The organism is Acinetobacter stercoris (assembly GCF_900323515.1).
GTDB lineage: Bacteria > Pseudomonadota > Gammaproteobacteria > Pseudomonadales > Moraxellaceae > Acinetobacter > Acinetobacter stercoris.
The window spans coordinates 1-26,895 of the sequence record NZ_OOGT01000030.1; the positions used below are offsets into that span (position 1 = coordinate 1).

Below are 26,895 nucleotides of genomic sequence, written 5' to 3' on the forward strand. Positions count from 1 at the left end.
TACCTAATCTTTATTATTAATGCTTAAACTTTTTTTCATAAGTTATCGAAAGGTTGTTGAATGAGTCCTGTTTCATCTCCTAAAAAAGTTAAAAATGTTTATTTCAGAAATGGTGAACATCATATGGTTCTTTTAAGTGTATTCGCACATGCCGCAGAACGGCAAAACTGGACCAAAGAGGAAATTCATGCTGTTATAGACGAAGCAACTCGCTCTAATTACAAACATTTAATTAAGACGTTGAAACTCCATTCTGAATAATCCGTTGTGCTAAGTGACTAATATCTATGATTCATTTACTTTTTACATTAAATCTCCCCCCTTTCCCATATTGTAGTGGTCAGGGGAATTTCTAGATGATTTAAAATCTCTTGTGAGATTTATCCAGTACCCAGATTTGCCTGCTCAAATTCAACAAGAGAGACAAATTGAACCTGCCTCTACTAATGAAATCCATATAACAATATTGAATATTTTTGATCATTAACCTTTGGGCAATAAATTTTGATCTTTTCCTAGAATATGATCACTTTTATTGTTTTATAAAGTGCTATTCTCCTCATCTAAAATAAGAAGAATGGCAGTAATATTAGTTTGTTTGTCTGGTTATACACTCAGCATACTATTCAATGTTTCACTGACATTTTTTGATTTAACCTGTGCTTTAAGTGCTTCAAGTTTTTGTTTTACTTCACTACGTTGAGGCTCTGCAAGAGTGTACCAACGTGTAAGTACTTGCAATAAACGTGAACCTACAATCGGGTTTTTCTCATCCAGGAATTTAGCCAAATCCAGAAAATGATCAACTCCGAAGCTCCATGTATTGACAGGGTTTGCGTTTAAGCCACCACTGACAGCACGAATTCTGTTCGGTGTACCTAAATCATAATCTGTATGTGAAATTAAGTGCTTAATCGTTGTTTCAGTCGCATTTGGATGCGCTGCCTGAACCATAAACCACTGGTCAAGAGATAGTGCTTCATCTTTAAAACGATTATAAAAATCCTGCAATACTTCTTGAGCTTGAGGTGCATCATTCCAGACCAGCACCCGAAGAGCGCCTAAACGTTCAGACATGTTTTCAGTTGTTTGGTATTGGCTATAAGCCAGATCAAACACACTTGTATCGCCCTGACGTGCGATAAAACCAAGCATGATGTTTTTCAATGCACGCACACCCATTGCTTGTGAAAAGTCTTTTTGAGTATCAGGATCAAGTGATAGATAGGTTTCTTTGCAGAAATCACCTAACCCACGTGCCAAAGTATCTAACAGTGACTCTCTATCTTCATGAATCACGGCAGGCTGATAATTTTCATCAACACGGCTACCCAAATACCCTTCTGTAGGAACATCAAATAAACGGGATGCCAATAGCGGATCTTTTACAATTACATCAGGCAAGGTTTGTTTTACTGCATCTATATAAACATTCGCATCATGCCCATCAAGCAAAATACGCTCTAATAAAGTTTGTGTCGCTTGCCATTGGTTAAAGCCACTGGTTTCATAACGTAATAAAAATGCCAATTCTTCATCTGAATAATTAAACTCGAGATTGACTGGTGCAGAAAAATTGCGAAGCAATGACACAACAGGTTTTTCAGTTACTCCTGTAAATGTAATACTTGCCTCATCCTGATCAAATAAATACACCCCATCTTTGACGTTATTTTCAAATAGGGCATCAGATTGAAGAGTATATTGCTCTCCTGTTTTTGCATTAAATAATGCCAAGGCAACAGGAATTGGCACAGCTTTTAGATCAGGATATTTGGAATGTGCTTTTAGGCTTTGTTTAAAGCTTAGACGATAACTTTGTGTAGAAGCATCATACTCACCTTTCGCTTCCAGTTTTGGAGTGCCAGGTTGATTGTACCATTTTAAGAATGCAGACAAATCGACACCAGAACCTGCAGTTAATGCAGCAACCCAATCTTCTACTGTAACCGCTTGCCCATCATGACGGCGGAAGTATTCATCCGTTCCTTTACGGAATTTTTCTTTTCCAAGTAAAGTCGACATCATACGGTTAATTTCTGCACCCTTTTCATACACAGTTGCAGTGTAGAAATTATTAATTTCTACAAAATGATCTGGACGTGGTGGGTGTGACAGTGGTCCCGAGTCTTCCGGGAATTGGTGTGCTTTTAGCACTGCAACATCGTCGATGCGCTGTACAGCTGAAGATTGTAAATCTTCAGAGAATGATTGATCACGAAAAACGGTTAAACCTTCTTTTAAACAAAGCTGGAACCAGTCACGACAGGTAATACGGTTACCTGTCCAGTTATGGAAATATTCATGGGCAATCACGGATTGAACACGCATGATCGCTGCATCTGTTGTATATTCTTCATCTGCAAGTACACATGACGTATTAAAGATATTTAAACCCTTGTTTTCCATCGCCCCCATATTGAACTGACTAACAGCAACAATCATGTAATTGTCCAGATCATAAGCGCGGCCATAATGCTCTTCATCCCACTGCATAGAATGTTTTAAAGCCTGCATGGCGATATGGCATTTAGGAATATCTTTCTCAATCGCATAGATTTCCAAGGCAACATCACGACCTTCTGAAGTCGTATAACGATCTTTTAAAACAGCCAAATCACCAACTACACAGGCAAAAAGATAACTTGGCTTTTTAGTTGGGTCTTGCCAGATCGCATAATGACGGTTATTTTCAGCCTCACCTGTTTCGAGCAAGTTGCCATTGGCTAACAATACTGGATACTTCTTGTCTGCTTCCACACGTGTTGTAAATACTGACAGTACATCTGGACGGTCAGGATAGAATGTGATTTTACGAAAACCTTCAGGTTCGTTTTGTGTTACATACAAATCACCAGCTTTATATAAGCCTTCAAGCATGGTATTGGTTTCAGGATGAATGATAACTTCAGTCGTTATTGTTACCTGATCAGGTGCCTGAGCAATTGTGAGCTGTTCTTCGTCCAAACCATACTCACTTTCTGTTAGTTTCTTACCATTTAGAGAAATAGACTTTAATTCCAAATCACGTCCGAGTAAAATAAGTTCCCCATCAGTTTGTCTTTGCATTTTGAGTGTTGACGTTACTCGCGTATGGTCGTCATAGACAGAAATGTCCAAATCAATGGATTCAACTGTAAATGAAGGTTTTTGATAATCTTTTAAATAAACAGTTTGATCTGCTTCCACAACTGGATTTGCCGCGATATTCATATAACGTCCTAATTTTATGTCTAAGCCAGACAATTATTTTTGTGAAGATGACATATAAATCATACGTCAACTTTTACGAACTGTCTGAACTGTTCGTTTAGAATTTGTTATGGGGATAGCAGTACTTATTTTCAATTATTTTTCTAGATGTTGCTGGTATGTTCAACTTAATCGCTGATAAAAAATACAATCTGTTCTTTAAACGTTTTCTAGCTTTACGGAAACCCTTTCAGCTTGAGCCTTTAAAGCATTGTTCATTTCATCAAAACCTGACTGTAAATTCCACCTCAGATTATTTTTCATTATAGGAATCAAAATCCCAGAAAAAATTTCACCATGTATAAATTTTACTGTGTATGCATTGATTGATTCAATTTGGAAATAATGTTCCCCATCGAAAATACCTTTAAAAAGTAATTTGCCTTTCCATCGTAGTTTTCGAGCGTGATCACAAACAAGTACAACAGGAGAAAAGCTCATTCCTTTTTTCTTGGTATGTGGCTTATACAATAATATTTTTATGGTTTGATCTTTTTGAAGAACACCTTGAATGGATTGAAAGAATGGATTCCATACAGGATATTCTTCAAAGGTAGTTAATATTTTCCAGACACGCTCAGCACTTGCATGAATCATTATTTCGGTCGAAATATTCAACATCATTTATGTATTCAATATCTGGAAAATATCAATGATAAAAAATAAAAGTTAAAGTCCGATGACTCTATAACACTTTCTGATAAAACTGATCAATTTCATCCACCATTTGATCCAGGCCTGGCTGTTCCAACGGATAATGACCTGCATTTTTGAGTAGGGTTATTTCAACTGGAACCTGTTTTATACGATGTAAAAATGGCTCACTCAATGCCAATGGTGTCCAACGATCATGTTCAGGCTGAGTCAGCAATACAGGGCAAGTACTAAAATCCTCAGGCTGTATTTGTGGCTTATAATTCAAATAGGAATTTAAAAAAGCAACTGTTACAGAATTTCCTGCTGAAGTCTTGTCTTTTAAAAAAACTTTTAAAGCTTCTGGATTGTTCACCAAGGTATCCATTTTGCTTACCATTTTCATAGGAATATTCATGTTCTTAAATGGTGTATGTGAACCAATCTTGGCAAAAAAACCACCAACCTGTGCCATAAATGGACTCGTAGATACTGCATTTTTCACCTGTTTAGACGCTGTATCTAAAAAAGTCATCCCGACGATAGCCTTTACTTTCCTGTTTCTTGCTGCAACATGATAAGTCAACATGCCTCCTGCGCTTAAGCCATAAAGTACAATCGGACGATCATCTTTTGCAAGTTCGGCATCGATAAGGTCACTTCCAGCCTGTACCCAGTCATCATACTTAATGGTCTGTTTTGGATTGACCTGGGTCAGCCCGTAGGTCGGCATATCTACAGCAATGGTTTCATAGCCTTTTTCAGCGAGTGGATGCCCAAGAATAAGAGACATCTGGCGTCCATTTGTACCTACCCCATGAAATAGAATGACTTTTATCTTTGCTTGAGGATTACGATAGGTGTCCAAATGAATATTGTTTCCCTTCCAGTCCCACCATTCTTCACCAGGTTGATTATTTTCATTTAATTGGAATTTTTCTGGAAGATATTGCTGGATATCTTTCCAAGCTTGTTGATCCTTATAACTTGTCATTTTATTTTCCTTGGCATATAAGGCATTTGAACACAGCAAAACAATCAGAGAGATAAAGATAAAAATTATTTTGCTTATTTTGATTGTAAAATTCATTTTCTAACCTTTGGCTTTCGATAGCTAAAATATCTTCAAAATTTGAGGTTGAATATTTTTCTAAAATCACACTACTCTGTTTTATCAGCATTGATATTGGCAACTTTTACACAAGCAGCGCAAAATAAGTCAAATCATCAATATTTTTTTGATTGTTCGAGTCATCAAATCTATAAAAATACTCTATTAAGGTGAGTAAAATGCTTAGGCTATTTATCTGTTTAATACTTCCTTTTTTATTACAGTCATATACATACGGCAAGCAATCTAATACCTATTTTTGTTTTCAAACGGCGCAAGCGAATAATATTCTTCTTTTAGACAGCAATTATTCTACCCATGCCCGTTTAATGTATTTTCCCTATATGAAACCGATTCAGGTTCGTTTTATGGGCAACGAATCTGTTGAGCTTACTGAAGGTCGTCCCCTTGAGTTCCATGACTTTTATCATGAAATAAATAAGGGGAAGCTTTCTGGAAAGTACGAAATCATACATCAAGGTGCTCAATTCTATTCTATGCGTTATACTCATTTTCAGACAGGAAAAATAACTGATTTTTCAAGACTGTATGCTTCATCTGATCTGCCCAAAAATACGACTCAACAGCTTTTAGAAAAAGGCATAACCTGTCTTTAAACTGCTTTTATTAAAAACGGATAAACCACAAGTTCAAGGCATTGATAAATCATCACATTCACTCTCCCCATCATCTAGAGCCTGATTGTGTGTATAATCAACTCTTGTTTTGATACTGATTTTATTTTCATGCTTCTACAAATTCTACATAAACAACTGGATGAAAGTACTCATTGCCCTTTATGTCAGGCAAGTATGTATTTCATTGAAGCTGAAGAATTTGAAAAAGAAGTAAATTTTTACGAATGTAGTCATTGTCATCATCAGCTTTTTCAAGATGATAAACACAATTGCCATTGTGAAACCTGCGTTAGTAAACGAAAAAAATTGATGAAAGAAGCCCGTTTACAAGAACAAAAAAAATATCAAAAAAAAGAATCATCTTATGAATTTGGCCTGGATCAACTCAGCTTTTTACATAAACTGTTTTTATTGAGTATTTTAGATAATCAGGTACAAGAAGGTTCTTCCTATGATGAGTTCATTCATTGGGAAGCGATTAAATATTATCCTATTACCCCTAATTACTATTTTCAAAGCCAATTGATCAATCAATTGATCAAAGATAACGTACTTGTTTCAAAAGAGTTTACTGACGAAGCAAGCCAGTTTTATATCAATGTCCGTCTGGATGGCTATTCTGAACCTAGTCTATTTAGTATTACTCAGCAATTACGTCACTGGTTTTATGAAAATTTAAGCATAGGTATCCCTTTTAAAAGCTCAGAAGAAGTTAAAAATACTCTGTTCGTGGTGCTTTATCAGGAAATTGTTCAGTTTACCCAACATTATTGTCGTACTTGGGGGATTCAAATCTCTGGAAACCATGGTTTTCAGACTTTTTGTTACCGATTATTAGATTCACTTGCGGTTGGACAGATTTTTTATCTCATCCAAACAGCACTTGAATACTTATATCAACAAAAAGCGCTTCAGATCCGTAATGAAAATTTTATTAATACCAACATATTAAAGAAAACGTTACAACAATATCGGGAACGGGCTATCTCTGAAAAATGGGAAACATCTACACTTCCACGTCCTGCAAACATTCCTTTGAGTAAAATGAGTGAAATACTCTTTTATAAGTTTTTAGGATACGATGAGAGTATCTTTTTTCAACCCGTTTGGCGTTCGTGGAAAAAAATTGAACCACGTTTAAATTTTTATTCTCTCAAGCGTTGTATGAATTGTGGTTCTAGTGAGTTAACCGTAGATTATGATGCAGAAAACTATGTGAGCTTGGTCTGTCGCAATTGTAAACACCAAGATCATTATTTTACAAAATAGGGATAAATATGAATTATCCAGAAAATCTATCTGATATCGACATCATACTTGACCAGACTGATGTCATTCTTGAAAAAGTCATTGAAGCATGGACAGAATTACAGACTAAACAACCCTTGATACAGTGTATTACCAATAGTGTCGCCAGCAATTATGCAGCGAATGTCTTGCTTGCATGTGGTGCCTCACCAGCAATGATTGACAATCCATTTGAAGCACAGAGCTTTGCTTCAATAGCTGCTGCACTTAGTATCAATGTGGGCACACCAACGACAGAACAAATGCAAGCTATGCTTATTTCAGCACAGACTGTATCTGAAAAAAATACACCGTGGGTACTCGATCCTGTTGGTTATGGTGTGTTTCTAAAATGGCGTAGTGAAATGGTTGATCAGTTGCTATTACTCAAACCAACGATTATTCGTGGTAATGCATCAGAAATCAGTACGCTTGCAGGGAATCAGGCTCAGGCCAAAGGTGTAGATAGCACGCTGAGCAGCCACGAGGTCTACCATCAGGCACTTACATTACTGGAACATACCGAGTGTATTGCTATTTCTGGTGAATCAGACTTTATTTTGTCAAATGCCATCAATGGTGTCATTCAAATCAATGGTGGGAGCTATCTACAACCGAAAGTTACTGCCACAGGTTGTGCATTAGGTGCCCTTATTGCAGCATATAGTGCCGTTTCAACACCTGTCATTGCAGCTGTGGCAGCACATGTTCATTTTGCCATTGCTGGAAAGCTTGCTTTCGCAAAATCACAGTCGGTAGGCAGTTTTAATGTAGCATTTCTCGATTATTTATATGAGATTAATGACTCTACGATTGCTGAATATGCCGATATTCAGATTATTCAATAAAATCTGTCGACATTTCAAAATGACAGAACTAAAACTTTAACTCTTTCATTACTATTATGCACTTAGCCTGTCACCACGATTTTTCGATAATCAACTAAAGGCATTTCAGTAAGTTCGACACAAAGCTGGACTTCAAGTCCATGAGCCTGATAAGAGCTAAAACGAGCTAGAGCCCCAGCCGTTTTATCAATGAGCAGTTTCTTTTCAGTAGCATTACGTCCTGTAAGTACATATAAATGTACATGAATATATGCTTGATCATCCTCTCCAAAACCAATCAAAAAGTCACGATTTATCCGAACCCGTGACTTGATGTTTTTCGGATGATCAATCAATCCAGTATCAAATACAGCATGATTTAAGTCTGATAATAACTGTTTCTTATCCAGATTCTGAATATTTTCAGAATATTCAACGATCATTTGTGGCATCGCTATTCATTCCATCTATTTTGATTCTGTATTTTATAACTATAAAAAGTGACAATTATTCAATAAACAAAAGTGCCAGTCTCACTTGATCGTACCCCATACGTGGACTAGTAGCTTCTACAATAGGACGCAATTTTATTGAACCATCATCGCCAAAATGATCAGGATTTTGACGTTTCTGCAGTTTTTTATAAATTTTACGTACCTGTTCAACCACTTCTTCACCCGGATTTGCAACAGAGATATCAAGCCCTTGCTCACGGTGTAAACGGGCTAAGTGATTAATAATCGTAGCAGGTGTCAAGCCACGCTCCTGCGCAATATCCTGAATCTCATACCCTCCCTCAAACAACTCACGTGTCTCGTCTAAAGTTGCCGAGGCATAATTTTGTTTACCAGCACTGCGGGCAAGTTTCTTTTCATTACGCTCAATTTCAGTAGCATTTAACGTACCGCCACAATGTCGGATAAACGCATTATGCTGAATAGTGAGATCCTGTTCAGCAAAGTGTTCTTCAGCCTCAGCGGATAACTCCTGAAACCGCCGGTCAGCCTTTATTGCCAGACTATCCAACTCAAGTGCCTGTTCATTAAATCCGAGCAGCCTAAGTCCATCTAATGACTTCAATCGAGATAAGGCCACATAACCTTGCCCTTTTTCAAAAGTATGGGAAAGATTAATCTCTGCTGCCTCTAGAGTCATACCTTGAGATTTATGAATGGTAATTGCCCATGCAAGTCGCAGAGGGACTTGTTGAAAACTTGCAATCGTTTTACCAGATTCGTTATCGACAGACCATGTTTCGGGATCAACTACTAACACTGTCCCATCCGTTAATTTAACTTTTGGCAGCATGCCATGTTCATCATCTTCTTCAAATCCAATGACTTCCCCCAAACTGCCATTGATATAACCAACATCAAAGTTATTTTTTACAAACATAACTTTTGCATGTTTTTTTAAGGTTAATGCTTCTGGGGCCCGAACTGAAGATTTTAAGGTTTCAATCAGTTTTTCATTACCATCACATACTGCATTAAACTGATGTTCTGTACCTTCAATCGCATTTAAATGCTGAAAGTTTATGCTGTCGACGTCCATATTATGTGTATATAAACGTGTATAAGTATCACCGATATCCTGATTACGTGTCCCGTTTAATGTCTGAATATGCTCATTTGTGATACGTTGTGAGCGGATTGCATTAAGGATGTCATTTAATGCTGAATCATCCTGACGATGCTGTTCAGTCAAATAACAAACTCGAAATTTTGCTTCAACCCAAGCATTCGACATAAAACAAAACTTATCACGGTTTTTTTCTTCATTTTTTCCAACGGGTGGTAACTGAAAAAAATCTCCAGCGGCAATCACTTGTATACCACCAAAGGCTTCATCGGATTCTTTAAAATATTTTAAAACCTGATTGACCAGATTGAGTTGTCTGGCATGCAGCATTGATATCTCATCAATAATTAAAACTTGCGCATTTTCCAGATGTTCTTTTAGGTATTTACGCTCTTTCATGCGTTTTAATTCGTCATCAGATAAAGCATCTTTAATGCCTATTCCTGCCCATGTATGAATGGTCATTCCGTTCATATGTGTTGCTGCGATACCAGTTGAAGCAGTAATCGCAACGGGGACTTTCCGTGCTTTTAAATAATTAATATATTGATTTAATGTATAAGTTTTTCCTGCACCCGCCGAGCCTGTCAAAAAAATATTTTCACCAGCTTTCATTAATTTAAGTGCAGTCTCTTGTTTCATATCTAAATAAGCTTATTCAATCATCCTAAAAACCAAGCATAGCTTAACGATTTTCACCTAAAAGTGAAATCATAAAAATATTCCATTTTAAAAACATATTAAAATCATAAATTTAAAAATCCTTTGTTTTGGTAGGTGTTTCGTAGGTATCCAAGAACTACTGATATTTAGATACTCGATTTACAGGTGAAAACCACCTTTTAAATAACAAATATGGTAGAAGGAATCGCACCATGGCTTTTAAAAATCTTGCAGATCAAACAAACGGCTTCTATATCCCTTGCGTATCTCTATTTGGTCCCGGCTGTGCCAAAGAGGTAGGTGCAAAGGCACAAAATTTAGGTGCAAAAAAAGCATTAATCGTAACTGATGCAGGTTTATTTAAATTTGGGGTAGCTGACATCATTGTCGGGTATTTAAAAGAAGCTGGTGTTGACAGCCATGTCTTCCCTGGTGCAGAACCAAACCCGACAGATATTAACGTTCACAATGGTGTTAAAGAATATAATGACAATGGCTGTGACTTTATTGTCTCTTTAGGTGGTGGTTCTTCACACGACTGTGCAAAAGGTATTGGACTGGTAACTGCAGGTGGTGGTCATATCCGTGACTACGAAGGTATTGATAAAAGTGCCGTTCCAATGACTCCATTGATTGCAATCAATACAACTGCGGGAACAGCATCAGAAATGACCCGTTTCTGTATCATTACCAATACTGATACACATGTTAAAATGGCAATTGTAGACTGGCGTTGTACCCCACTAGTCGCAATTGACGATCCTAAGCTAATGATTGCAAAACCTGCAAGTCTAACAGCAGCAACTGGTATGGATGCTTTAACCCATGCTGTAGAAGCTTATGTATCAACAGCAGCAAATCCGATTACTGATGCCTGTGCCGAAAAAGCAATTAATATGATTAGCCAGTGGCTTCGTCCTGCTGTTGCAAATGGCGAAAATATCGAAGCACGTGACGCGATGGCGTATGCACAATATCTTGCTGGTATGGCATTTAACAATGCTTCACTCGGCTATGTCCATGCGATGGCTCACCAGCTAGGAGGCTTCTATAATCTTCCTCACGGTGTATGTAATGCGATCTTATTACCACATGTCTGCGAATTTAACCTGATTGCCTGCCCTGACCGTTTTGCAAAAATTGCAGAATTGATGGGAGTAAATACCGATGGTTTAACTGTAACTGAAGCGGCATATGAAGCCATTGCTGCAATCCGCGAATTATCAGCAGCTATTGGTATTCCTGCTGGTTTGGCCGAACTTGGTGTCAAAGCAGAAGATCATGCAGTCATGACATCAAATGCTCAAAAAGATGCATGTATGCTGACCAATCCTCGTAAAGCAACAGATGCTCAAGTCATTGCTATTTTTGAAGCAGCCATGTAATCGCTCAATCCTGATCGGTCATATTAAAAAAGGAATCACATCAGTGATTCCTTTTTATATTTTTATTTACAGATTTTATCTTTATCGCATTTGAAAATCGTTTATAAACATCAAATCTACTGAGGATAAATATAATGAAAAAGATCATCATCACAGGGGCAAATGCAGGCATTGGTTTTAGCACTGCAAAAATATTAGTTGAGCAAGGTCATCATGTAATTCTGGCTTGCCGAAATCTGGAAAAAGCACAATCCGTCAAACAGATACTTGATCAAATTGGTACTGGCCAAATTGATATCATACAGCTTGACCTGAATAGTCTGGACGCAGTCAACCATGCAGCCGAACAGGTTCTGGCTCAATACACGTACATTGATGTACTCATCAATAACGCAGGTCTAATCAATACTCATTTAGAGGCAACTGAAGATGGCTATGAAAAACATTTTGGAGTGAATTATCTGGGGCACTTCCTGTGGACACTAAAACTATTGCCATTATTAAAACAATCACAGCAAGGACGGATTATCCATTTATCTTCAATCGCCCATCTTGCAGGGAGAGTTCAGCCACAATATTTTAAGGCAGAAAATATCAAACATTTTCAAACTTTCTTATACTATGCCAATAGTAAACTTGCCAATTTACTATTCAGCAATGAACTTACCCGCCAGTTACAAGGAAGTTCTGTCACCAGTAATGCCCTACACCCAGGGGTAGTTGATTCTGAACTATATCGACATCTTCCCAGATATCAATACAAGGTCGTTAGCCTAGCTCTTATTCCACCTGAAAGACCCGCCAAACGCATCGTAGAAATGGCGCTTGCCAGTCAATGGACTCACAAGAATGGTCAGTACGAGAGTGTGCAAACACCTGCGATTCAATCTCCCAAAGCGCGCAATCAGCATCTGGCTAAATCCTTGTATCAGGACTCCATTACACTGATTGAAAAGTATCTCCATTAAAAAATAGACTTTAAATATATAGATGAAACATTAAGCTTTTTAATAAACTATTTATATTGAGATTAACCATGCATCATCATATTAATTATCAACCAGACATTCTTGGAAACGATTTTGAACAGACAATACTCCCTTTTCCTGACGATTTTGAAGGAAAAGTGATTGCTACATTGATCAGAAAAAAAGCTCAAATAAAAACAAATAAGGCAGTCTTATATATCCATGGATTTATCGATTATTTTTTTCAGACTGAAATGGCGGATCAGTTTAATCAGCATGGATTTGACTTTTATGCACTCGATTTACGCAAATACGGACGTTCAATTTTGCCTCATCAAAAATATTATAACGTGCATGAACTCAGTGAATATGATGCCGAAATCACGCAAGCACTCGATATCATCGGTCAGGAGAACCATGATTCGGTTTTACTCTGTGGACACTCTACAGGTGGTTTAACCACAACACTCTATGCTGCTCATCACCCCAATCACCCACTCATAAAAGCCTTATGGTGCAATAGCCCTTTCTATGACTTCAATATGAACATCATCAAGAAAAAAATGGCTTTACCCAAACTGAGTCGTTTAGGAAAAATATTCCCTAATTTACGTTTTCCAAGCGAACTGAATAAATGGTATACCAAAAGCTTACATAAAGAATTTTATGGTGAATGGGATTTTAATCTGGACTGGAAAAAAGTCCGCTACCCTTTAGTATATTTAAGTTTCGTACATGCCATTTTTGAAGCACAAAAAGAAATCCATCAAGGTGTCAAGCTTAGCATTCCCGCTCTCATCATGCATTCCCACCAAACTAAATATCCTAAAAGATGGGGGAAAGATGCTCAAAGCAGTGATATCATATTAAATATTAAAGATATTGAAAAATATGCAAATAAAATTAAAGGTAATGTTACTGTAATGACAATTGGAAATGGATTACATGACCTGGTTTTATCCTCTTTAGAAACACGTCAGACTGTTTATCAAAATTTATTTGAATGGCTTAAACAAAATAATCTGTAATTATTTTTATTGATTATTTACCTGTTGCCATTAATGCTCATCCTTATATTTCATGAGCATTTGCTGTGCAGGATGTCCTATTGGTGTGAGCTCAATCAGACGCTCAACAGCATCTATTGCATCTGGAAAATATGCCAAGTGCTTAAATAAGATATCCGTTTCATTCGCTTTAAAAATTGCTTCACTCAAACGTGATTCCAAAAAGTCACGCCATGCGCATAGAAACGGGCTTTCAGTTTTTGTTAAAAACACACCTTTACAAAGCTTCAAAGCTGCCTCGGTACATCCAGCATCTAAAGCCTGCTCCGCCTGTAAAAAATCGGCTTCCACATTTGCCAGTAAGCGATATGGGCGGGATCCCAACATCCCTCCCAAAATGTCACGAAGCTGAGACATTTCTGCTTTTAATGTTCCTATACTGACTTTACGTTCACCATACAATGCCTGATGTAAATTTTCCAGATTCATCCCTTGTGGACAAAGCGCCAATATTGACAAAATTTCAACCTGTCTCGGGGTCAACACCAAAACTTTGCCATTAAACAAAACTTGTGGAACTGCAAATGCCCGAATAAATAAATGCTGTTGATGATATTCAATTAACGCTGATTGAATAATTGACGCACAGCGCTCTGCAGCAAGTAATCCCAAACTATTATGATGGTTCCATGTTGTTGAAAGATCGATCACACCTAATATCTGCTTTGAATAAGGATCCAGAATAGGTGCTGCATAACACACCCAGTCTTGAATGGATTCCATATAATGTTCGTTTGAGAAAACACAGCTCGACTGTTCAGTTTTTAATGAAAGTGCCAATGCATTGGTTCCAACCAGATCCTCACGCCATTGACCACCCTGAATAAAATTAACCTTTTCAGCAGCACTCTGCATTTGTCCACTTGCAGCACTCCAGATGATCGTACTCGCGATATCACCTACAGCAACTACCATGCCAGCCTGCTCAGCAATATCTTTAAGCTCTTCTGCACACTGATTGATAGCAACTTTTAAAGAGCTTTGCTTTTCATTATGAAGTGTATATAAGGGTGCTGCAGAACGATCTTTGGGAATAGCTGCAGAATTTGATCGATACCAGGAACTTTCTATGCTTTGCTTGAGCAAATGTTTCTGCCTCATGGACGGGCTATTATTTTCACGTAACTGATCTATTTGTATCCGCTTTTGTAACAGTGCTTGCTTGCTGAACATAATCTATAATCCTTTTTATTTACCAATATGATCCATCCAATACATCCTTGCATTGACTACATCCTAACCAAAAAATTCTTTAAATACTCTTATACTAAAGCTGTAATGCATGATTAAAAACATTGAGTTACATCACAGTTTTTTCAAAAAACCTTAAAATACAATCCCAAATATTAAATCATAGCCTTTTGAATCAATTTTATCTTCCAACCTTTCTCCAACCTTGAGATAAATAAGCTCAGGGAATATGCAAGATCATGGCTGATTCTATCATTTCCGTGTAGATCAGTATCATGCATGTTCTAAATGAGAAAATAACTAAAGGGAAATTTTCATGAGATATGTAGATCCTAACCAACCTGGTTCAAAAGTACAATTCAAAGCTCAATATGAAAACTTTATTGATGGCAAATGGACGCCACCTGTAAAAGGGCAATATTTTGACAATATTTCTCCTGTTGACGGAAAAGTATTTACCAAAGTACCGCGTTCAAGTGTTGAAGATATCGAACTTGCACTTGATGCCGCACATAAGGCAAAAACCTCATGGAACAAGTCTTCTCCTACAACTCGTTCTAATTTATTGTTGAAAATCGCTGATCGTCTGGAAGAAAACCTGGAGTTATTGGCTGTAGCAGAAACATGGGAAAATGGTAAGCCAATCCGTGAAACTCTTGCAGCAGACATTCCACTAACCATAGATCATTTCCGTTATTTCGCTGGATGTATCCGTGCTCAGGAAGGTGGTATTTCTGAAATAGATGAAGACACGATTGCATATCATTTCCATGAACCCCTAGGTGTGGTCGGGCAAATTATTCCGTGGAACTTCCCTATCCTTATGGCTGCATGGAAACTAGCACCAGCTCTAGCTGCTGGTAACTGTATTGTGTTAAAACCGGCTGAGCAAACACCTTCAAGTATTTTAGTTCTCGTTGAACTTATTCAAGATTTACTGCCACCAGGTGTATTAAATATTGTCAACGGTTATGGTGTTGAAGTAGGTCGTCCACTTGCAACCAACCCTCGTATTGCAAAAATTGCCTTTACTGGTTCAACTCAGGTAGGTCAGTTGATCATGCAATATGCAACAGAAAATATTATTCCTGTAACACTTGAACTAGGCGGTAAGTCTCCAAATATCTTCTTTGAAGATATCATGGATAAAGACGATGAATTCCTTGACAAGGCACTAGAAGGCTTTGCCATGTTTGCCCTCAATCAGGGTGAAGTTTGTACTTGTCCATCACGCGCATTGATTCAGGAAAGTATCGCTGAAAAATTCCTAGAAAAAGCAGTTGAACGCGTTAAACGTATTAAAACAGGACATCCTCTGGATACCGACACCATGATTGGTGCACAGGCTTCTCAAGAACAGCAAGACAAGATTTTGGGATGCATTGCAACTGGTCGTGCCGAAGGTGCTGAAGTACTCATTGGTGGTGGAGACCGTAAAGAAGTTGGTGAAGGTTTCTATATTGAACCAACCATCTTTAAAGGTAATAACAACATGAAAATTTTCCAAGAGGAAATTTTCGGCCCTGTATTATCCGTAACAACATTTAAAGATTATGATGATGCGATCAAAATCGCAAATGACACCATGTATGGTTTAGGTGCTGGCGTATGGTCTCGTTCTACACATACGGCGTATCGTGCAGGCCGTGCAATTGAAGCAGGTCGTGTATGGACAAACTGTTACCATATCTATCCTGCACATGCGGCATTTGGAGGTTACAAAAAATCAGGTATCGGTCGTGAAAACCATAAAATGATGCTTGATCATTACCAACAAACAAAGAACCTGCTTGTAAGCTATTCAACAAAAGCTATGGGCTTCTTCTAATTTAAACCAATCAGTTTATGAGTAGAAGCGTAACTGCTTTCGCTTCTACTCTTTTTTTTAAAGTCTAATAAAATCATTTCAGTGCTGTTTCAACAAAATGAAAATGATCTATCCCCCAATACATTTCATCATTAACAAAACATGTGGGTACACCAAAAACTCCTCTTTCGACTGCCTGTTCAGTTGCTAATTTAAGTTTTTCTTTCACCCGTTCATCACCAAGCCAGCCCTGAATTTGGTCAGTGTCCAGACCCATTTTTTGCAATACTTGCTCGAATACTTCAGGATCATTTAAATTTTCGGGTTGACAAAACATTGCTGTAAATAACCCAGTCACGACATTTAAAAAGTTTTCTGGTTGATACAACTGAATAGCTGTCGTTAGACGCATAAGATTTAAAGTATTAATCGGAAAATATGGGTTCATTTTTACAGGAATATTCCATAGTTCTGACCAGCGTTTCAAATCAATCATAGAATAACGGGCTTTAGCAGGGACAGTTAAAGGACTACTATTCCCTGTCGCTTTAAACACACCACCTAACAATATTGGTTTCCATATGATTGCAGTTTGATATTGCTTCGCTATATCCTGTATACGGTGAAATCCGATATAGCTATAAGGACTACCCAAATCAAAATAAAACTCTATTTTTTTCATTTTTTCTCTCATACATTGCAAATTAATATATTTTACGATTTATAGTCATTACCATTTTTCTATCCATGGTCTTAGATCCAGTTCATGCGTCCACGCATCTCTTGGTTGCTGGGCAATATGCCAGTAATTTTCAGCAATATGATCAGGACTCAAAATACCATCCTGAGCCTTCCTGGCATATATTTCAGGAAATGTACTTTCAATAAAATCTGTATCGATTGCACCATCAATTACCACATGTGCAACGTGAATATTTTGAGGACCAAGTTCCCGCGCCATACTTTGAGCAAGAGCACGTAGTGCATGTTTTGCTCCTGCAAATGCGGCAAAATAAGCTGATCCACGAAGACCCGCTGTAGCACCCGTAAATATGATTGTTCCTCTTTGGCGTTTCACCATTTTTCGGGCTACTTCACGACCAACCAGAAATGCGCTAAAACATGCCATTTCCCATATTTTAAAATACTTCCGTGCAGTTTCTTCTAAAATGCTGCATGGAACATTAGCGCCAATATTAAAAACCAATACGTCTATCGCACCAATGTTCTGTTCGATTTCTTCAATCAGGGCAACAACCTGTTCTTCCCTGCGTGCATCAGAACCATAAGCATAGGCTATACCTCCAGATGTTTTGATTTCACTTATCAATGCGTCGAGTTTTTCAATATTTCGACGTGTAACACAGGTGATATAACCACCTTTCGCAAACCTTTTTGCGATTGCACCACCTGTTGCATCTCCTGCTCCAATAATTAGTGCAACTTTTTTTGATTCTTCATTAGTCTGTTTATTGTGCATGTTATGCTTCCTTTACATAACGATCGTTATTTTATGAGATACTATGTTATTATTTTTTAACCGTCAAATTTCGTCATGTGATTTTTACAATGCGTTATAAAATAGGCTATAAAGAGGAAAAGCGGAATCAACTGCTTAAAATAACTGGTCAGGTTGCTAAAAAAGCTGGCTTCCAAAATACAGGCATTGATGACTTTATGAAGGCTGCTGGTGTCACCAGTGGTGCATTTTATTCACATTTTTCATCAAAGCATGAGTTATTTAAGGCACTGATACATAACGAATTAGAACAAAGTATTCAAATGTGGCAAACCAACCCCTTTGATGATCCTGAACAATGGATTGACTTTGAACTTGAGCGTTACCTCAGCCTGTCACATGTTGAAAAATCTGAATATGGTTGTCTTCTCCCTGCTCTAGCTACAGAAGTTGCCCGCTCAGATGAAGAGATTAAACAGCATTACCAAGCAGAATTGTTACGGGGACATCAAATCTTTGTAAAATATCTGGGAAGTGAGAAACAAGCTTGGGCAGTGATGTGTCAACTTGTTGGCGCAATACTTATGGCGCGCAGTGTGCTTGACGAAAATATCAAGCTCATAATTATAGAATCTAGCAAAAACATGATAAAAAATTATTTAAGTTATTAGTTTTATACAACTTCTCGTAGGAATATAAAACGCCTGTAGTTTGATCTATTTATATTCAAAATAACGTTATATATCCTCCATTTTCTTCACATAAAAAATTATTATAGAAATATAAACTTTTTTTAGCTAATGTGAATGATCAACAATGACATATATGGATTTACTGTATGAGCCAAAATCCCACTTCAACTTCAAATTTTCCGAAAACCATATATGTAATACAACACCTTGCCTTTGAGGATTTAGGTTCACTTGAAGATATTTTCTACCAGCTTGGATATAGAGTTCGATATTTTGAAGCTGGTGTTGAAGATTTAACACAGGCACTGGAACATGATGGTCTAACAGTTATTTTAGGTGGTCCTATCGGTGTCTATGAAAATCAAGATTATCCTTTTTTAGACCAAGAAATTGCCCTGTTAAAAACCCGTCTGTCAAAGCAGCTTCCCACTTTAGGTATATGTTTAGGTGCTCAATTGATTGCCTATGCACTTGGTGCAAAAGTCTACGCAGGACAATATAAAGAAATTGGCTGGTCACAAATAGAAATCAAAGACTTGCCTAATAATATTTTACTGCCACTAAAAAATGTCGAAGTACTACACTGGCATGGAGATACTTTTGAATTGCCAGAAAATGCTGAATTGCTAGCAAGTTCAAAATACTACCCTCATCAGGCATTTCAACTAGGTAACAATATCCTGGCTTTACAATTCCACATAGAAGTTTTGGAAGAATCTTTAGAAAAATGGCTCATCGGTCATACATGTGAGATACGTAAAGCAGATCTTTCAATTCAACAACTTCGTGAAGATAATCGTAAATATGCAAGTCATTTAGAACAGTCCTGTGCTGAAGTTATTCAAATATTCTTAAAGCAAATCAATGCCAACTAAAATTCTTTTTAAGATCCAGAAACTTTAAAAGCACCTGACTCAAAGGTGCTTTTTGCTTATTTTTAATATTATTTAGCGACAACAATAGAGTATCTGCCATAACACTTACATACAGTGATCTTAACACCAGCATTCAAATCCAAATTAATTTAACATTTTTATAAAATCCGGACACGATAAATGCTCTTCATAAGGACATGACTTTACATGTTTTAAAATATTCAAAAGACTATTTAATTCACTAATTTTGTTTGTTATGTTTCCCATCGCCTCATCAACAAGATTTCTATCTACATTGNTCTTACAATCGAGAATGAAAATCTTACCAATTTCATTCAAAGATAAGCCATTATTTTTCAACAATATAATCAAAAACATAATCTGTATCGTATGTTCAGGATATTGTCTCCTCAATCCTTTTCGACCAATAGATCTAATAAAACCTTTTGATTCATAAAATCTAATTGTAGCTGTTGATACTCCAACTTTCTTTGACAAATCACCGATATCTATTTCTTGCATAACTTTTCTTGACTTAAAGTTAACTTAAAGTTGAAGAATATACTCTAATGAACTGAACTGCATGGCAAGTATTGATATGTTGTTAATTATCCAAAGTATTATTATTGGTACACTCGCTACTTTTTTTATGGATGTCATTGCTTTCATAAGGAAGAAATATTTCAAAACTCCAATGCTCAACTATGCATTGGTTGGTCGATGGTTTTTATCCTGGAAAGATGGGCGATTTATTCATGAAAATATTCTACAAAGTCCATCAAAGAAGTTTGAATATATAAGCGGATGGCTTGTTCACTATTTAATAGGAATTCTATGGGCATATTTATATTTGATTTTAAATAGTATTTATTCCTTTAAAAGCCTCTTTTTAAGTGTTTTATTTTTTTCACTATNTACAACATTAGTACCATTTATCATCATGCAACCAGCATTAGGCTTTGGATTCTTTGCATCGAAAATGCCGAATCCATTAACAAGTATAAAAAATAGCATCATTACCCACACTTTCTTTGGTATTGGATTATTTTTATGCTACAAATCAGTAAGCATTTATTTTCAATGCTTTTAAAAAAGAATTTTATCTAATTTATATAACACCTGTACTCAAAGGTCTTTTATACAATCCCAGATTTGAAGTGGTTTTTAGGTAAAAATACAATCTATAGTTTATCTTTTTTCAAAAGTTAAAGGCGATAAAAAGACCTATATCACAATTAAATCACGATATAGGTCTATATTTATTATTATTATTTTGCTGCTGCAACAGAAGCTTCTGTAGTGATATTTACAGTGATCTTATCTCCAACATTTGGAACATAATTACCAATACCAAACTCAGAACGATTAAATGATGTCGTTGCATTAAAACCAATAGACTGTGCTTTAGTCATTGGATGAGCACCTTGCTTGTTCAATACTGCATCTAAAACTACTGGTTTAGTTACACCTTTGACAGTTAAATTACCTGTAATTTTAAAATTCTTTTTATCCTTCGTTTCTACTTTGGTACTTTTAAAAGTAATATTCGGATATTTTCCAGCATTAAACCAAGCTTCTTCCTGGAATTCTTTATCAAGAGCAGGAACATTAGTATTCACACTACTTAAAGGAATAGTAACGTCAACAGATGAGTTTGCAGGCTTGTCATTGTCAACGTTAATTGTGCCCGTGATATTTGAAAAATTACCTGATGGAGTAGAAAAACCAAAATGATTCCAGCTAAATACTGTTGCTGTATGAGTTGGATCAATTGTATAAGCAACTGGTTTAGCAAAACTGAATGTCGCAGCTGTAGCAACAGCCAGACCTAAAGTTAAAGTTTTAAAGTTCATATTTTTATCCCGTTCATGAATGTTTATTAGTTTACACTTCAAATAAAACATTTCACGCTTATCAATAAAACGATCTGTTTCAAAATCAGAACAATCCTCTGCGTAGTAAAATAATTTTAAATAAATATTCTAAGTGCATTATTTTAAAAGAAAATATATAGAATGAAATTATAACTACATCGTCTATAGTTATACATTGTTAAGAATTTTATACAAAAACTAACAGTTGAAAATTCACAGAAAGCTTTTAAATTAATTATTAAATTTTCAAAATGTAGAAAAATCATGATCCATAGTGCACAAGCTCAAAGTACTAAAACCCCATACCGTGTAACACTAACTGATCCATCTGGGCATACATGGTATGTAGATGAACCTATAGATAAAGGGGGACAAGATAGTGCCCCAAATCCTATGCAAATTTTATTGTCAGCATTAGGAGCGTGTACTACAGTCACTTTACAAATGTATGCTGATCATAAAGGAATCCAGTTAGACCACGTACAAGTAGATTTACAGCTAAACCCAGATGGAGAGCCTGAGACAGGAAAAAATGATATTGTTCGTAAGATTATTCTGCAGGGTAATTTTAACGAGGAACAACATAAACGTTTATTAAAAGTTGCTGAAAGCTGCCCTGTTCACAAATTATTAACCTCCAATATTACGATTCAAACTGAATTATTGCTCTAAGAATAAAAAAAGCCAGATAAGGTATTTAAATCTTATCTGGCTTTTCAACTTAAATAAGTTATAGCTTTTCAACTAAAACCCGATCAACTTGCTTTTGACCAGTATGCTTTTCATGATTTTTACGGCGGATCTTGATGACTTTATCTTCCTGTAAATCCTGTAGCATTAACTCGACTGCCATCATTGACTCTAATGGCAAATCCTGCCCAATCCATTTCTGTTCACCTGAATCCATTAGGATAATTTCATCGCTAATTTGATCATAAAGGCTCATATTTTCCTCACTTATGGTATATGTATCACCATATTTCAAGAATGCTGAATGAATGGCACAACTATATACCTTTTGCTAAAAACTGCCAGTAAAATTTGGTTAATTTGCAAACAATTTCAAAAATAAAAAACGCCCCGTTCGGAGCGTTTTTTTATTTCAATCAATTATGCTGTTAATTCTTTTACAACATTTATAACAGCTTCAGTAGTAATACCAAAATATTGATAAAGGTCTTTTGCAGGAGCTGATTCACCATAACTTGTCATGCCAATAACACGACCATCCAGGCCTACAAATTTCCACCAATAATCAACATGGGCTGCTTCCACTGCAACACGTGCACGAATATTAGCAGGAAGTACAGCTTCACGATAAGCTGCATCTTGCTGCATAAATACCTCAGCACTTGGCATAGAAACAACACGTACACCATCTAATTGTGCGTATGCTTCCATTGCAAGTGAAACTTCTGAACCAGTCGCAATAATAATTGCTTTTAACTCACCTTTTTCTTCAGCCAATACATAACCACCTTTTGCAGCATTCTCAATTTGAGCTTGAGTACGTGTCTGGAATGGCAGGTTTTGACGCGAGAAGATCAATGCAGTTGGGCCATCTTGACGTTCAACAGCTGATTTCCACGCAATCACTGTTTCTACAGTGTCTGCAGGACGCCAGGTATTCAGATTTGGTGTGCTACGAAGCGAAGCAATTTGCTCAACTGGTTGATGCGTTGGACCATCTTCACCCAAACCGATTGAATCATGAGTGTAGACATGGATAACACGTTGTTTCATTAATGCTGACATACGAACAGCATTGCGTGCATATTCCATAAACATAAGGAATGTTGCTACATAAGGGATAAAACCACCATGAAGCGCTACACCATTAGCAATTGCTGTCATACCAAACTCACGCACACCGTAGTGGACATAGTTACCAGCAGCATCAGTTTCAACGCCTTTAGCACCTTTCCAAAGTGTAAGGTTTGAACCTGCCAAGTCGGCAGATCCACCTAATAGTTCAGGAAGCAAAGGACCAAAAGCTTGCAATGTATTTTGACTTGCTTTACGAGTTGCTATTGTTTCTGCTTTGGCATTGGTTTCGGCAATAAATGCATCTGCTTTTTCAGAGAAACCTTCTGGTAATACTCCACCAACGCGACGTAATAACTCCTGAGCTTCAGCTGGATATTTCGTTTGATAATCAGCAAAGATCTTGTCCCAAGCCGCTTCTACAGTTGCACCTTTTTCTTTTGCGTTCCAGGCAGCATATACATCTTCAGGGATAACAAAAGGCTCTTCTTTCCAGCCTAATGCTTCACGGGTTAATGCAATTTCATCATTACCAAGTGGAGCACCGTGGCAGTCCTCTTTACCTTGTTTGTTTGGCGAACCTAAACCAATTACAGTTTTACAAATAATCAATGTCGGTTTGCTAGTTTCAGCTTTTGCTTCTACTGTCGCTTTACGAATCGCATCACTATCGTGACCATCTACATGAAGAACTTGCCAACCGTATGCTTTGAAACGTTGTTCTGTATCGTCAGAGAACCAGCCTTCTACTTCACCATCAATTGAAATACCGTTGTCATCATAATAGGCAACCAGCTTGCCTAATCCTAAAGTTCCCGCCAATGAACATGCTTCATGAGAAACACCTTCCATTAAGCAACCATCACCAAGGAAACAATAAGTATAGTGATCAACAACCTTAACATCTTCTTTATTGAACTGAGCTGCCAATGTTTTTTCTGCTAACGCAAAACCAACGGCATTTGCAATACCTTGACCTAATGGACCAGTTGTCGTTTCAATGCCTGGTGCATAACCATATTCTGGGTGTCCCGGTGTTTTTGAATGAAGTTGACGGAATTGTTTAATATCTTCGATTGAAAGATCATAACCAGTCAAATGTAACAATGCATATTGCAACATTGAACCATGACCATTTGAAAGAACAAAACGGTCACGGTTAATCCAGTTTGGATTTTGAGGGTTATGATTTAAAAATTCACGCCATACGACATCAGCGATATCTGCCATCCCCATTGGAGCACCTGGATGTCCAGAGTTTGCTTTTTGCACAGCATCCATTGCTAATACACGAATTGCGTTGGCAAAACGACGTTCATTAAGCGGGGTTGTCATAAATCAGAGTCCAATAATTGGTTAAGTAGAGAAAGAAGATGAATATAAATTCAAAACTGCTGTATATTGTCTTAAAAAATGCTTAAAGCGTAAAGCCTATAAACTCATATTTATTGTCCATGCTCTTGATAGAACAAAAAACAAACAATTCTGTCTAAAATGAGCATGATCATATCTCAATGCCAGATTCTAAAGCCTTAAGCATCCATAGACCTTCTTTCAATTGGATCAAATATGAGGTCAAGTTCAAAATATTCAATAACATAGACAACATATAATAAGTTGATGTCAGGAAAATTATACATAATCTAAAATTTCATTAGCAAAAACCAGAACATGCATATGTCAAAGATGCAAGATTTTGACGGGATAAATAATATATCAGCGCCTCTCTTTATAGATTGTTAATTATTTTCAATAATTTTTATTCGAGGCCAACATCACTACCACTGTAGCATTAAACTGAATTTAAAATGTTATTTATGATTTATACAATAAAATGAAAATAATTCATGTTTTTAAAATCCTGATCATAAACTTGGCTAAAATCACTTAACCATATTAATATGATCACTTATCATGCTCATCTCTATGATTATTAACTAACAAAAAATCATCCTTCATAACCTAAATCATATTTTCTGATGAGCATATCAATTAAAAAAACGACAAATTGAATTAATTTCACCCACTTTAATCAGGTTGTGCTAGTCCTTAAGGTCAAGTCGATGTAACATAATGCGTCTTTTGAATAACTGTAATAGGACTTTCATGCGCGAGTACGCTGTTTTTACTTCGGAATCTGTAAGCGAAGGTCATCCCGATAAAATGGCTGACCAAATCAGTGATGCTATCCTGGATGCAATCTTAAAAGAAGACCCATATGCTCGGGTTGCTTGTGAAACATTAGTAAAAACTGGTGCTGTAGTACTTGCAGGTGAAATCACAACAACTGCCAATGTCGATATCGAACCTATTGTTCGCCAAACTGTAAATGGCATTGGTTACCATCACACAGACCTGGGTTTTGATGGTTCAACATGTGCAGTAATTAACATGTTAGGCAAACAGTCTCCAGAGATTGCACAAGGTGTTGATCGCCAAAATCCTGAAGATCAAGGGGCAGGTGACCAAGGCTTAATGTTTGGTTACGCAAGCCGTGAAACTGATGTTCTTATGCCAGCTCCTATCTCATATGCACATCGTTTAATGGAACGTCAGGCTGAACTTCGTCGCTCAGGTGCCCTTCCCTGGTTACGCCCGGATGCAAAAAGCCAAGTTACTTTTGCATATGAAAATGGTAAACCAGTTCGTCTTGATGCCGTAGTACTTTCTACACAACACGATCCAGAAATTACACAGTCGGCTTTAAAAGAAGCGGTAATCGAAGAAATTATCAAGCCTGTCATTCCTGCAGAAATGTTCCATGCAGCAACAAAATTCCATATTAATCCAACAGGAATGTTTGTTATTGGTGGACCTGTCGGTGATTGTGGTTTAACTGGTCGTAAAATTATCGTTGATACATATGGCGGTATGGCACGCCACGGTGGTGGTGCATTCTCAGGCAAAGATCCTTCTAAAGTTGACCGTTCAGCAGCATATGCGGGTCGTTATGTTGCCAAAAATATCGTTGCGGCGGGTCTTGCTGACAAATGTGAGATTCAGGTGTCATATGCTATTGGTGTTGCAGAACCAACCTCTATTTCAATCAATACATTTAACACTGGCAAAGTATCGGATGAGTTGATCGTTCAACTTGTACGTGAACACTTTGACCTTCGCCCATATGGCATTACCCGTATGCTGGATTTACTGCAACCGATGTACAAACAAACTGCAGCTTATGGCCACTTTGGACGTCAAGGTTCTGATCATGCATTTACATGGGAAAAAACCGATAAAGTTGATATCTTAAAAGCAGCAGCAAATCTTTAATTCTGTATATAAAAAAGCCCGCGTATATCGCGGGCTTTTTTATATACAATCATGATAAACAATACTTACAAACGAGATCAGAACAAAAATATCTCGTACGCTTCTCCAGAAAAATACGCATTAGGAACCTGATGGTGGTTTATCCTGATTCAAGACATCCAGAATTGTTCGTTGTTGTGGCGTATCTTCATGATTTTTAATATACGCCCGTACTAAACTTACAGTAATAACAACGACCAAACATGCACTTAAACAAAAGATCCACAAACTAATCGGACTTCTGATATGGTGCGAACCACAATTTGGACATTCCTTATCCGCGCTTGAGAGTGCGTGATTACAGCAAGCACAATGATAACGTAACATCATCATCAACCCTCCTTTTTATATTTATTAATTTTAAACATCTTTTAGCTGTTTTTTTAAATCATATGCAACAACAAACCAGAACACAATCGTTATACTTCTCACAAATTGTGAAAAATATGTCAATATAAACCAATTATTTTAAAATCATGATCTTATATTTACTGCATATTCATTAAAAC

26 protein-coding genes are annotated in these 26,895 nt (G+C 36.9%); 13 read left to right on the forward strand and 13 right to left on the reverse strand.

The features are described from left to right. Positions 1-60 precede the first annotated feature (60 nt). Positions 61-261, forward strand: coding sequence for a hypothetical protein (locus KPC_RS05075; RefSeq protein ID WP_121973330.1), 201 nt, complete (start codon positions 61-63; stop codon positions 259-261). Between the two features lie 345 nt (positions 262-606). Here KPC_RS05075 and pepN read toward each other — a convergent pair whose 3' ends face one another. From pepN to KPC_RS05090, 3 genes are all read right to left on the reverse strand, one after another. After that, positions 607-3,213: an aminopeptidase N gene (gene pepN / locus KPC_RS05080; protein WP_121973331.1), complete on the reverse strand. Its 2,607-nt coding sequence runs from the start codon at positions 3,211-3,213 to the stop codon at positions 607-609. A 198-nt stretch (positions 3,214-3,411) separates the two neighbouring features. After that, on the reverse strand, positions 3,412-3,876 hold the full coding sequence (locus tag KPC_RS05085; RefSeq protein WP_121973332.1) for an SRPBCC domain-containing protein: 465 nt from the start codon (positions 3,874-3,876) through the stop codon (positions 3,412-3,414). Positions 3,877-3,937: 61 nt separating this feature from the next. Then, a complete protein-coding gene (locus tag KPC_RS05090) occupies positions 3,938-4,975 on the reverse strand; it encodes an alpha/beta hydrolase (RefSeq protein ID WP_121973333.1) in 1,038 nt (345 codons plus the stop codon). Positions 4,976-5,175: 200 nt separating this feature from the next. Between KPC_RS05090 and KPC_RS05095 the strand changes: the two genes are divergently transcribed. The 3 genes from KPC_RS05095 (at position 5,176) to thiM (ending at position 7,769) form a co-directional block, all read left to right on the forward strand. Beyond that, positions 5,176-5,613 (forward strand): hypothetical protein, encoded by a 438-nt coding sequence (locus KPC_RS05095; protein ID WP_121973334.1) that lies wholly within the window; start codon positions 5,176-5,178, stop codon positions 5,611-5,613. 129 nt (positions 5,614-5,742) lie between these two features. After that, positions 5,743-6,903 (forward strand): hypothetical protein, encoded by a 1,161-nt coding sequence (locus KPC_RS05100; protein WP_121973335.1) that lies wholly within the window; start codon positions 5,743-5,745, stop codon positions 6,901-6,903. 8 nt (positions 6,904-6,911) lie between these two features. Next, positions 6,912-7,769, forward strand: a complete 858-nt coding sequence (gene thiM / locus KPC_RS05105) for a hydroxyethylthiazole kinase (RefSeq protein ID WP_121973336.1) — start codon at positions 6,912-6,914, stop codon at positions 7,767-7,769. Positions 7,770-7,831: 62 nt separating this feature from the next. Here the strand turns inward: thiM and KPC_RS05110 are convergent, their stop codons facing one another. Then, positions 7,832-8,200 (reverse strand): 5-carboxymethyl-2-hydroxymuconate Delta-isomerase, encoded by a 369-nt coding sequence (locus tag KPC_RS05110; protein ID WP_121973337.1) that lies wholly within the window; start codon positions 8,198-8,200, stop codon positions 7,832-7,834. A 55-nt stretch (positions 8,201-8,255) separates the two neighbouring features. After that, positions 8,256-9,971 (reverse strand): AAA family ATPase, encoded by a 1,716-nt coding sequence (locus KPC_RS05115; RefSeq protein WP_121973338.1) that lies wholly within the window; start codon positions 9,969-9,971, stop codon positions 8,256-8,258. A 233-nt stretch (positions 9,972-10,204) separates the two neighbouring features. On the opposite strand from KPC_RS05115, the gene mdh reads away from it, so the two are divergent. The 3 genes from mdh (at position 10,205) to KPC_RS05130 (ending at position 13,373) form a co-directional block, all read left to right on the forward strand. Then, a complete protein-coding gene (mdh, locus tag KPC_RS05120) occupies positions 10,205-11,377 on the forward strand; it encodes an iron-dependent methanol dehydrogenase (RefSeq protein WP_121973339.1) in 1,173 nt (390 codons plus the stop codon). 134 nt (positions 11,378-11,511) lie between these two features. Then, positions 11,512-12,345, forward strand: a complete 834-nt coding sequence (locus KPC_RS05125; protein ID WP_121973340.1) for an SDR family NAD(P)-dependent oxidoreductase — start codon at positions 11,512-11,514, stop codon at positions 12,343-12,345. Positions 12,346-12,413: 68 nt separating this feature from the next. Further along, entirely contained in the window at positions 12,414-13,373 is a 960-nt protein-coding gene (locus KPC_RS05130) for an alpha/beta hydrolase (RefSeq protein WP_121973341.1), read from the forward strand. A 30-nt stretch (positions 13,374-13,403) separates the two neighbouring features. Here KPC_RS05130 and KPC_RS05135 read toward each other — a convergent pair whose 3' ends face one another. Then, positions 13,404-14,585, reverse strand: coding sequence for a sigma-54-dependent transcriptional regulator family protein (locus KPC_RS05135; RefSeq protein WP_121973342.1), 1,182 nt, complete (start codon positions 14,583-14,585; stop codon positions 13,404-13,406). A 334-nt stretch (positions 14,586-14,919) separates the two neighbouring features. On the opposite strand from KPC_RS05135, the gene exaC reads away from it, so the two are divergent. After that, positions 14,920-16,431: an acetaldehyde dehydrogenase ExaC gene (gene exaC, locus KPC_RS05140; protein ID WP_121973343.1), complete on the forward strand. Its 1,512-nt coding sequence runs from the start codon at positions 14,920-14,922 to the stop codon at positions 16,429-16,431. Between the two features lie 73 nt (positions 16,432-16,504). Here exaC and KPC_RS05145 read toward each other — a convergent pair whose 3' ends face one another. Together KPC_RS05145 and KPC_RS05150 are read right to left on the reverse strand one after the other, a co-directional pair. After that, positions 16,505-17,092 (reverse strand): 2-hydroxychromene-2-carboxylate isomerase, encoded by a 588-nt coding sequence (locus tag KPC_RS05145; RefSeq protein ID WP_121973344.1) that lies wholly within the window; start codon positions 17,090-17,092, stop codon positions 16,505-16,507. Positions 17,093-17,140: 48 nt separating this feature from the next. Further along, positions 17,141-17,890: an SDR family oxidoreductase gene (locus tag KPC_RS05150; RefSeq protein ID WP_121973345.1), complete on the reverse strand. Its 750-nt coding sequence runs from the start codon at positions 17,888-17,890 to the stop codon at positions 17,141-17,143. A gap of 89 nt (positions 17,891-17,979) precedes the next feature. On the opposite strand from KPC_RS05150, the gene KPC_RS05155 reads away from it, so the two are divergent. Continuing rightward, positions 17,980-18,540: a TetR/AcrR family transcriptional regulator gene (locus KPC_RS05155; RefSeq protein WP_121973346.1), complete on the forward strand. Its 561-nt coding sequence runs from the start codon at positions 17,980-17,982 to the stop codon at positions 18,538-18,540. Positions 18,541-18,707: 167 nt separating this feature from the next. After that, positions 18,708-19,436, forward strand: a complete 729-nt coding sequence (locus tag KPC_RS05160) for a glutamine amidotransferase (protein WP_121973347.1) — start codon at positions 18,708-18,710, stop codon at positions 19,434-19,436. A 144-nt stretch (positions 19,437-19,580) separates the two neighbouring features. Here KPC_RS05160 and KPC_RS05165 read toward each other — a convergent pair whose 3' ends face one another. After that, a complete protein-coding gene (locus KPC_RS05165; RefSeq protein ID WP_121973348.1) occupies positions 19,581-19,958 on the reverse strand; it encodes a MerR family transcriptional regulator in 378 nt (125 codons plus the stop codon). A gap of 76 nt (positions 19,959-20,034) precedes the next feature. On the opposite strand from KPC_RS05165, the gene KPC_RS05170 reads away from it, so the two are divergent. After that, positions 20,035-20,526: a DUF2938 family protein gene (locus tag KPC_RS05170; protein ID WP_456049168.1), complete on the forward strand. Its 492-nt coding sequence runs from the start codon at positions 20,035-20,037 to the stop codon at positions 20,524-20,526. A 178-nt stretch (positions 20,527-20,704) separates the two neighbouring features. Here KPC_RS05170 and KPC_RS05175 read toward each other — a convergent pair whose 3' ends face one another. Then, positions 20,705-21,289: a YceI family protein gene (locus KPC_RS05175; RefSeq protein WP_121973350.1), complete on the reverse strand. Its 585-nt coding sequence runs from the start codon at positions 21,287-21,289 to the stop codon at positions 20,705-20,707. Positions 21,290-21,574: 285 nt separating this feature from the next. On the opposite strand from KPC_RS05175, the gene KPC_RS05180 reads away from it, so the two are divergent. After that, complete coding sequence (locus tag KPC_RS05180; RefSeq protein WP_121973351.1) at positions 21,575-21,982, forward strand: OsmC family protein; 408 nt, start codon at positions 21,575-21,577, stop codon at positions 21,980-21,982. A gap of 58 nt (positions 21,983-22,040) precedes the next feature. On the opposite strand, the gene KPC_RS05185 is transcribed toward KPC_RS05180, so the two are convergent. Both KPC_RS05185 and tkt read right to left on the reverse strand, forming a co-directional pair. After that, positions 22,041-22,256 carry a hypothetical protein gene (locus KPC_RS05185; RefSeq protein ID WP_121973352.1) on the reverse strand — a complete coding sequence of 72 codons (216 nt, stop codon included), beginning with the start codon at positions 22,254-22,256 and terminating at the stop codon, positions 22,041-22,043. Positions 22,257-22,420: 164 nt separating this feature from the next. Beyond that, entirely contained in the window at positions 22,421-24,409 is a 1,989-nt protein-coding gene (tkt, locus tag KPC_RS05190; protein ID WP_121973353.1) for a transketolase, read from the reverse strand. 771 nt (positions 24,410-25,180) lie between these two features. Here tkt and metK point away from each other — a divergent pair. After that, on the forward strand, positions 25,181-26,347 hold the full coding sequence (metK, locus tag KPC_RS05195; RefSeq protein ID WP_121973354.1) for a methionine adenosyltransferase: 1,167 nt from the start codon (positions 25,181-25,183) through the stop codon (positions 26,345-26,347). 120 nt (positions 26,348-26,467) lie between these two features. Here metK and KPC_RS05200 read toward each other — a convergent pair whose 3' ends face one another. Further along, on the reverse strand, positions 26,468-26,716 hold the full coding sequence (locus KPC_RS05200; RefSeq protein WP_121973355.1) for a hypothetical protein: 249 nt from the start codon (positions 26,714-26,716) through the stop codon (positions 26,468-26,470). Positions 26,717-26,895 lie beyond the last annotated feature (179 nt).

Excerpts from the sequence above, each read along its gene's own strand:
- KPC_RS05075 (WP_121973330.1), top strand. The coding sequence starts at position 61 with ATGAGTCCTGTTTCATCTCCTAAAAAAGTTAAAAATGTTTATTTCAGA.
- pepN (WP_121973331.1), bottom strand. The coding sequence starts at position 3,213 with ATGAATATCGCGGCAAATCCAGTTGTGGAAGCAGATCAAACTGTTTAT.
- KPC_RS05085 (WP_121973332.1), bottom strand. The coding sequence starts at position 3,876 with ATGATGTTGAATATTTCGACCGAAATAATGATTCATGCAAGTGCTGAG.
- KPC_RS05090 (WP_121973333.1), bottom strand. The coding sequence starts at position 4,975 with ATGAATTTTACAATCAAAATAAGCAAAATAATTTTTATCTTTATCTCT.
- KPC_RS05095 (WP_121973334.1), top strand. The coding sequence starts at position 5,176 with ATGCTTAGGCTATTTATCTGTTTAATACTTCCTTTTTTATTACAGTCA.
- KPC_RS05100 (WP_121973335.1), top strand. The coding sequence starts at position 5,743 with ATGCTTCTACAAATTCTACATAAACAACTGGATGAAAGTACTCATTGC.
- thiM (WP_121973336.1), top strand. The coding sequence starts at position 6,912 with ATGAATTATCCAGAAAATCTATCTGATATCGACATCATACTTGACCAG.
- KPC_RS05110 (WP_121973337.1), bottom strand. The coding sequence starts at position 8,200 with ATGCCACAAATGATCGTTGAATATTCTGAAAATATTCAGAATCTGGAT.
- KPC_RS05115 (WP_121973338.1), bottom strand. The coding sequence starts at position 9,971 with ATGAAACAAGAGACTGCACTTAAATTAATGAAAGCTGGTGAAAATATT.
- mdh (WP_121973339.1), top strand. The coding sequence starts at position 10,205 with ATGGCTTTTAAAAATCTTGCAGATCAAACAAACGGCTTCTATATCCCT.
- KPC_RS05125 (WP_121973340.1), top strand. The coding sequence starts at position 11,512 with ATGAAAAAGATCATCATCACAGGGGCAAATGCAGGCATTGGTTTTAGC.
- KPC_RS05130 (WP_121973341.1), top strand. The coding sequence starts at position 12,414 with ATGCATCATCATATTAATTATCAACCAGACATTCTTGGAAACGATTTT.
- KPC_RS05135 (WP_121973342.1), bottom strand. The coding sequence starts at position 14,585 with ATGTTCAGCAAGCAAGCACTGTTACAAAAGCGGATACAAATAGATCAG.
- exaC (WP_121973343.1), top strand. The coding sequence starts at position 14,920 with ATGAGATATGTAGATCCTAACCAACCTGGTTCAAAAGTACAATTCAAA.
- KPC_RS05145 (WP_121973344.1), bottom strand. The coding sequence starts at position 17,092 with ATGAAAAAAATAGAGTTTTATTTTGATTTGGGTAGTCCTTATAGCTAT.
- KPC_RS05150 (WP_121973345.1), bottom strand. The coding sequence starts at position 17,890 with ATGCACAATAAACAGACTAATGAAGAATCAAAAAAAGTTGCACTAATT.
- KPC_RS05155 (WP_121973346.1), top strand. The coding sequence starts at position 17,980 with ATGCGTTATAAAATAGGCTATAAAGAGGAAAAGCGGAATCAACTGCTT.
- KPC_RS05160 (WP_121973347.1), top strand. The coding sequence starts at position 18,708 with ATGAGCCAAAATCCCACTTCAACTTCAAATTTTCCGAAAACCATATAT.
- KPC_RS05175 (WP_121973350.1), bottom strand. The coding sequence starts at position 21,289 with ATGAACTTTAAAACTTTAACTTTAGGTCTGGCTGTTGCTACAGCTGCG.
- KPC_RS05180 (WP_121973351.1), top strand. The coding sequence starts at position 21,575 with ATGATCCATAGTGCACAAGCTCAAAGTACTAAAACCCCATACCGTGTA.
- KPC_RS05185 (WP_121973352.1), bottom strand. The coding sequence starts at position 22,256 with ATGAGCCTTTATGATCAAATTAGCGATGAAATTATCCTAATGGATTCA.
- tkt (WP_121973353.1), bottom strand. The coding sequence starts at position 24,409 with ATGACAACCCCGCTTAATGAACGTCGTTTTGCCAACGCAATTCGTGTA.
- metK (WP_121973354.1), top strand. The coding sequence starts at position 25,181 with ATGCGCGAGTACGCTGTTTTTACTTCGGAATCTGTAAGCGAAGGTCAT.
- KPC_RS05200 (WP_121973355.1), bottom strand. The coding sequence starts at position 26,716 with ATGATGTTACGTTATCATTGTGCTTGCTGTAATCACGCACTCTCAAGC.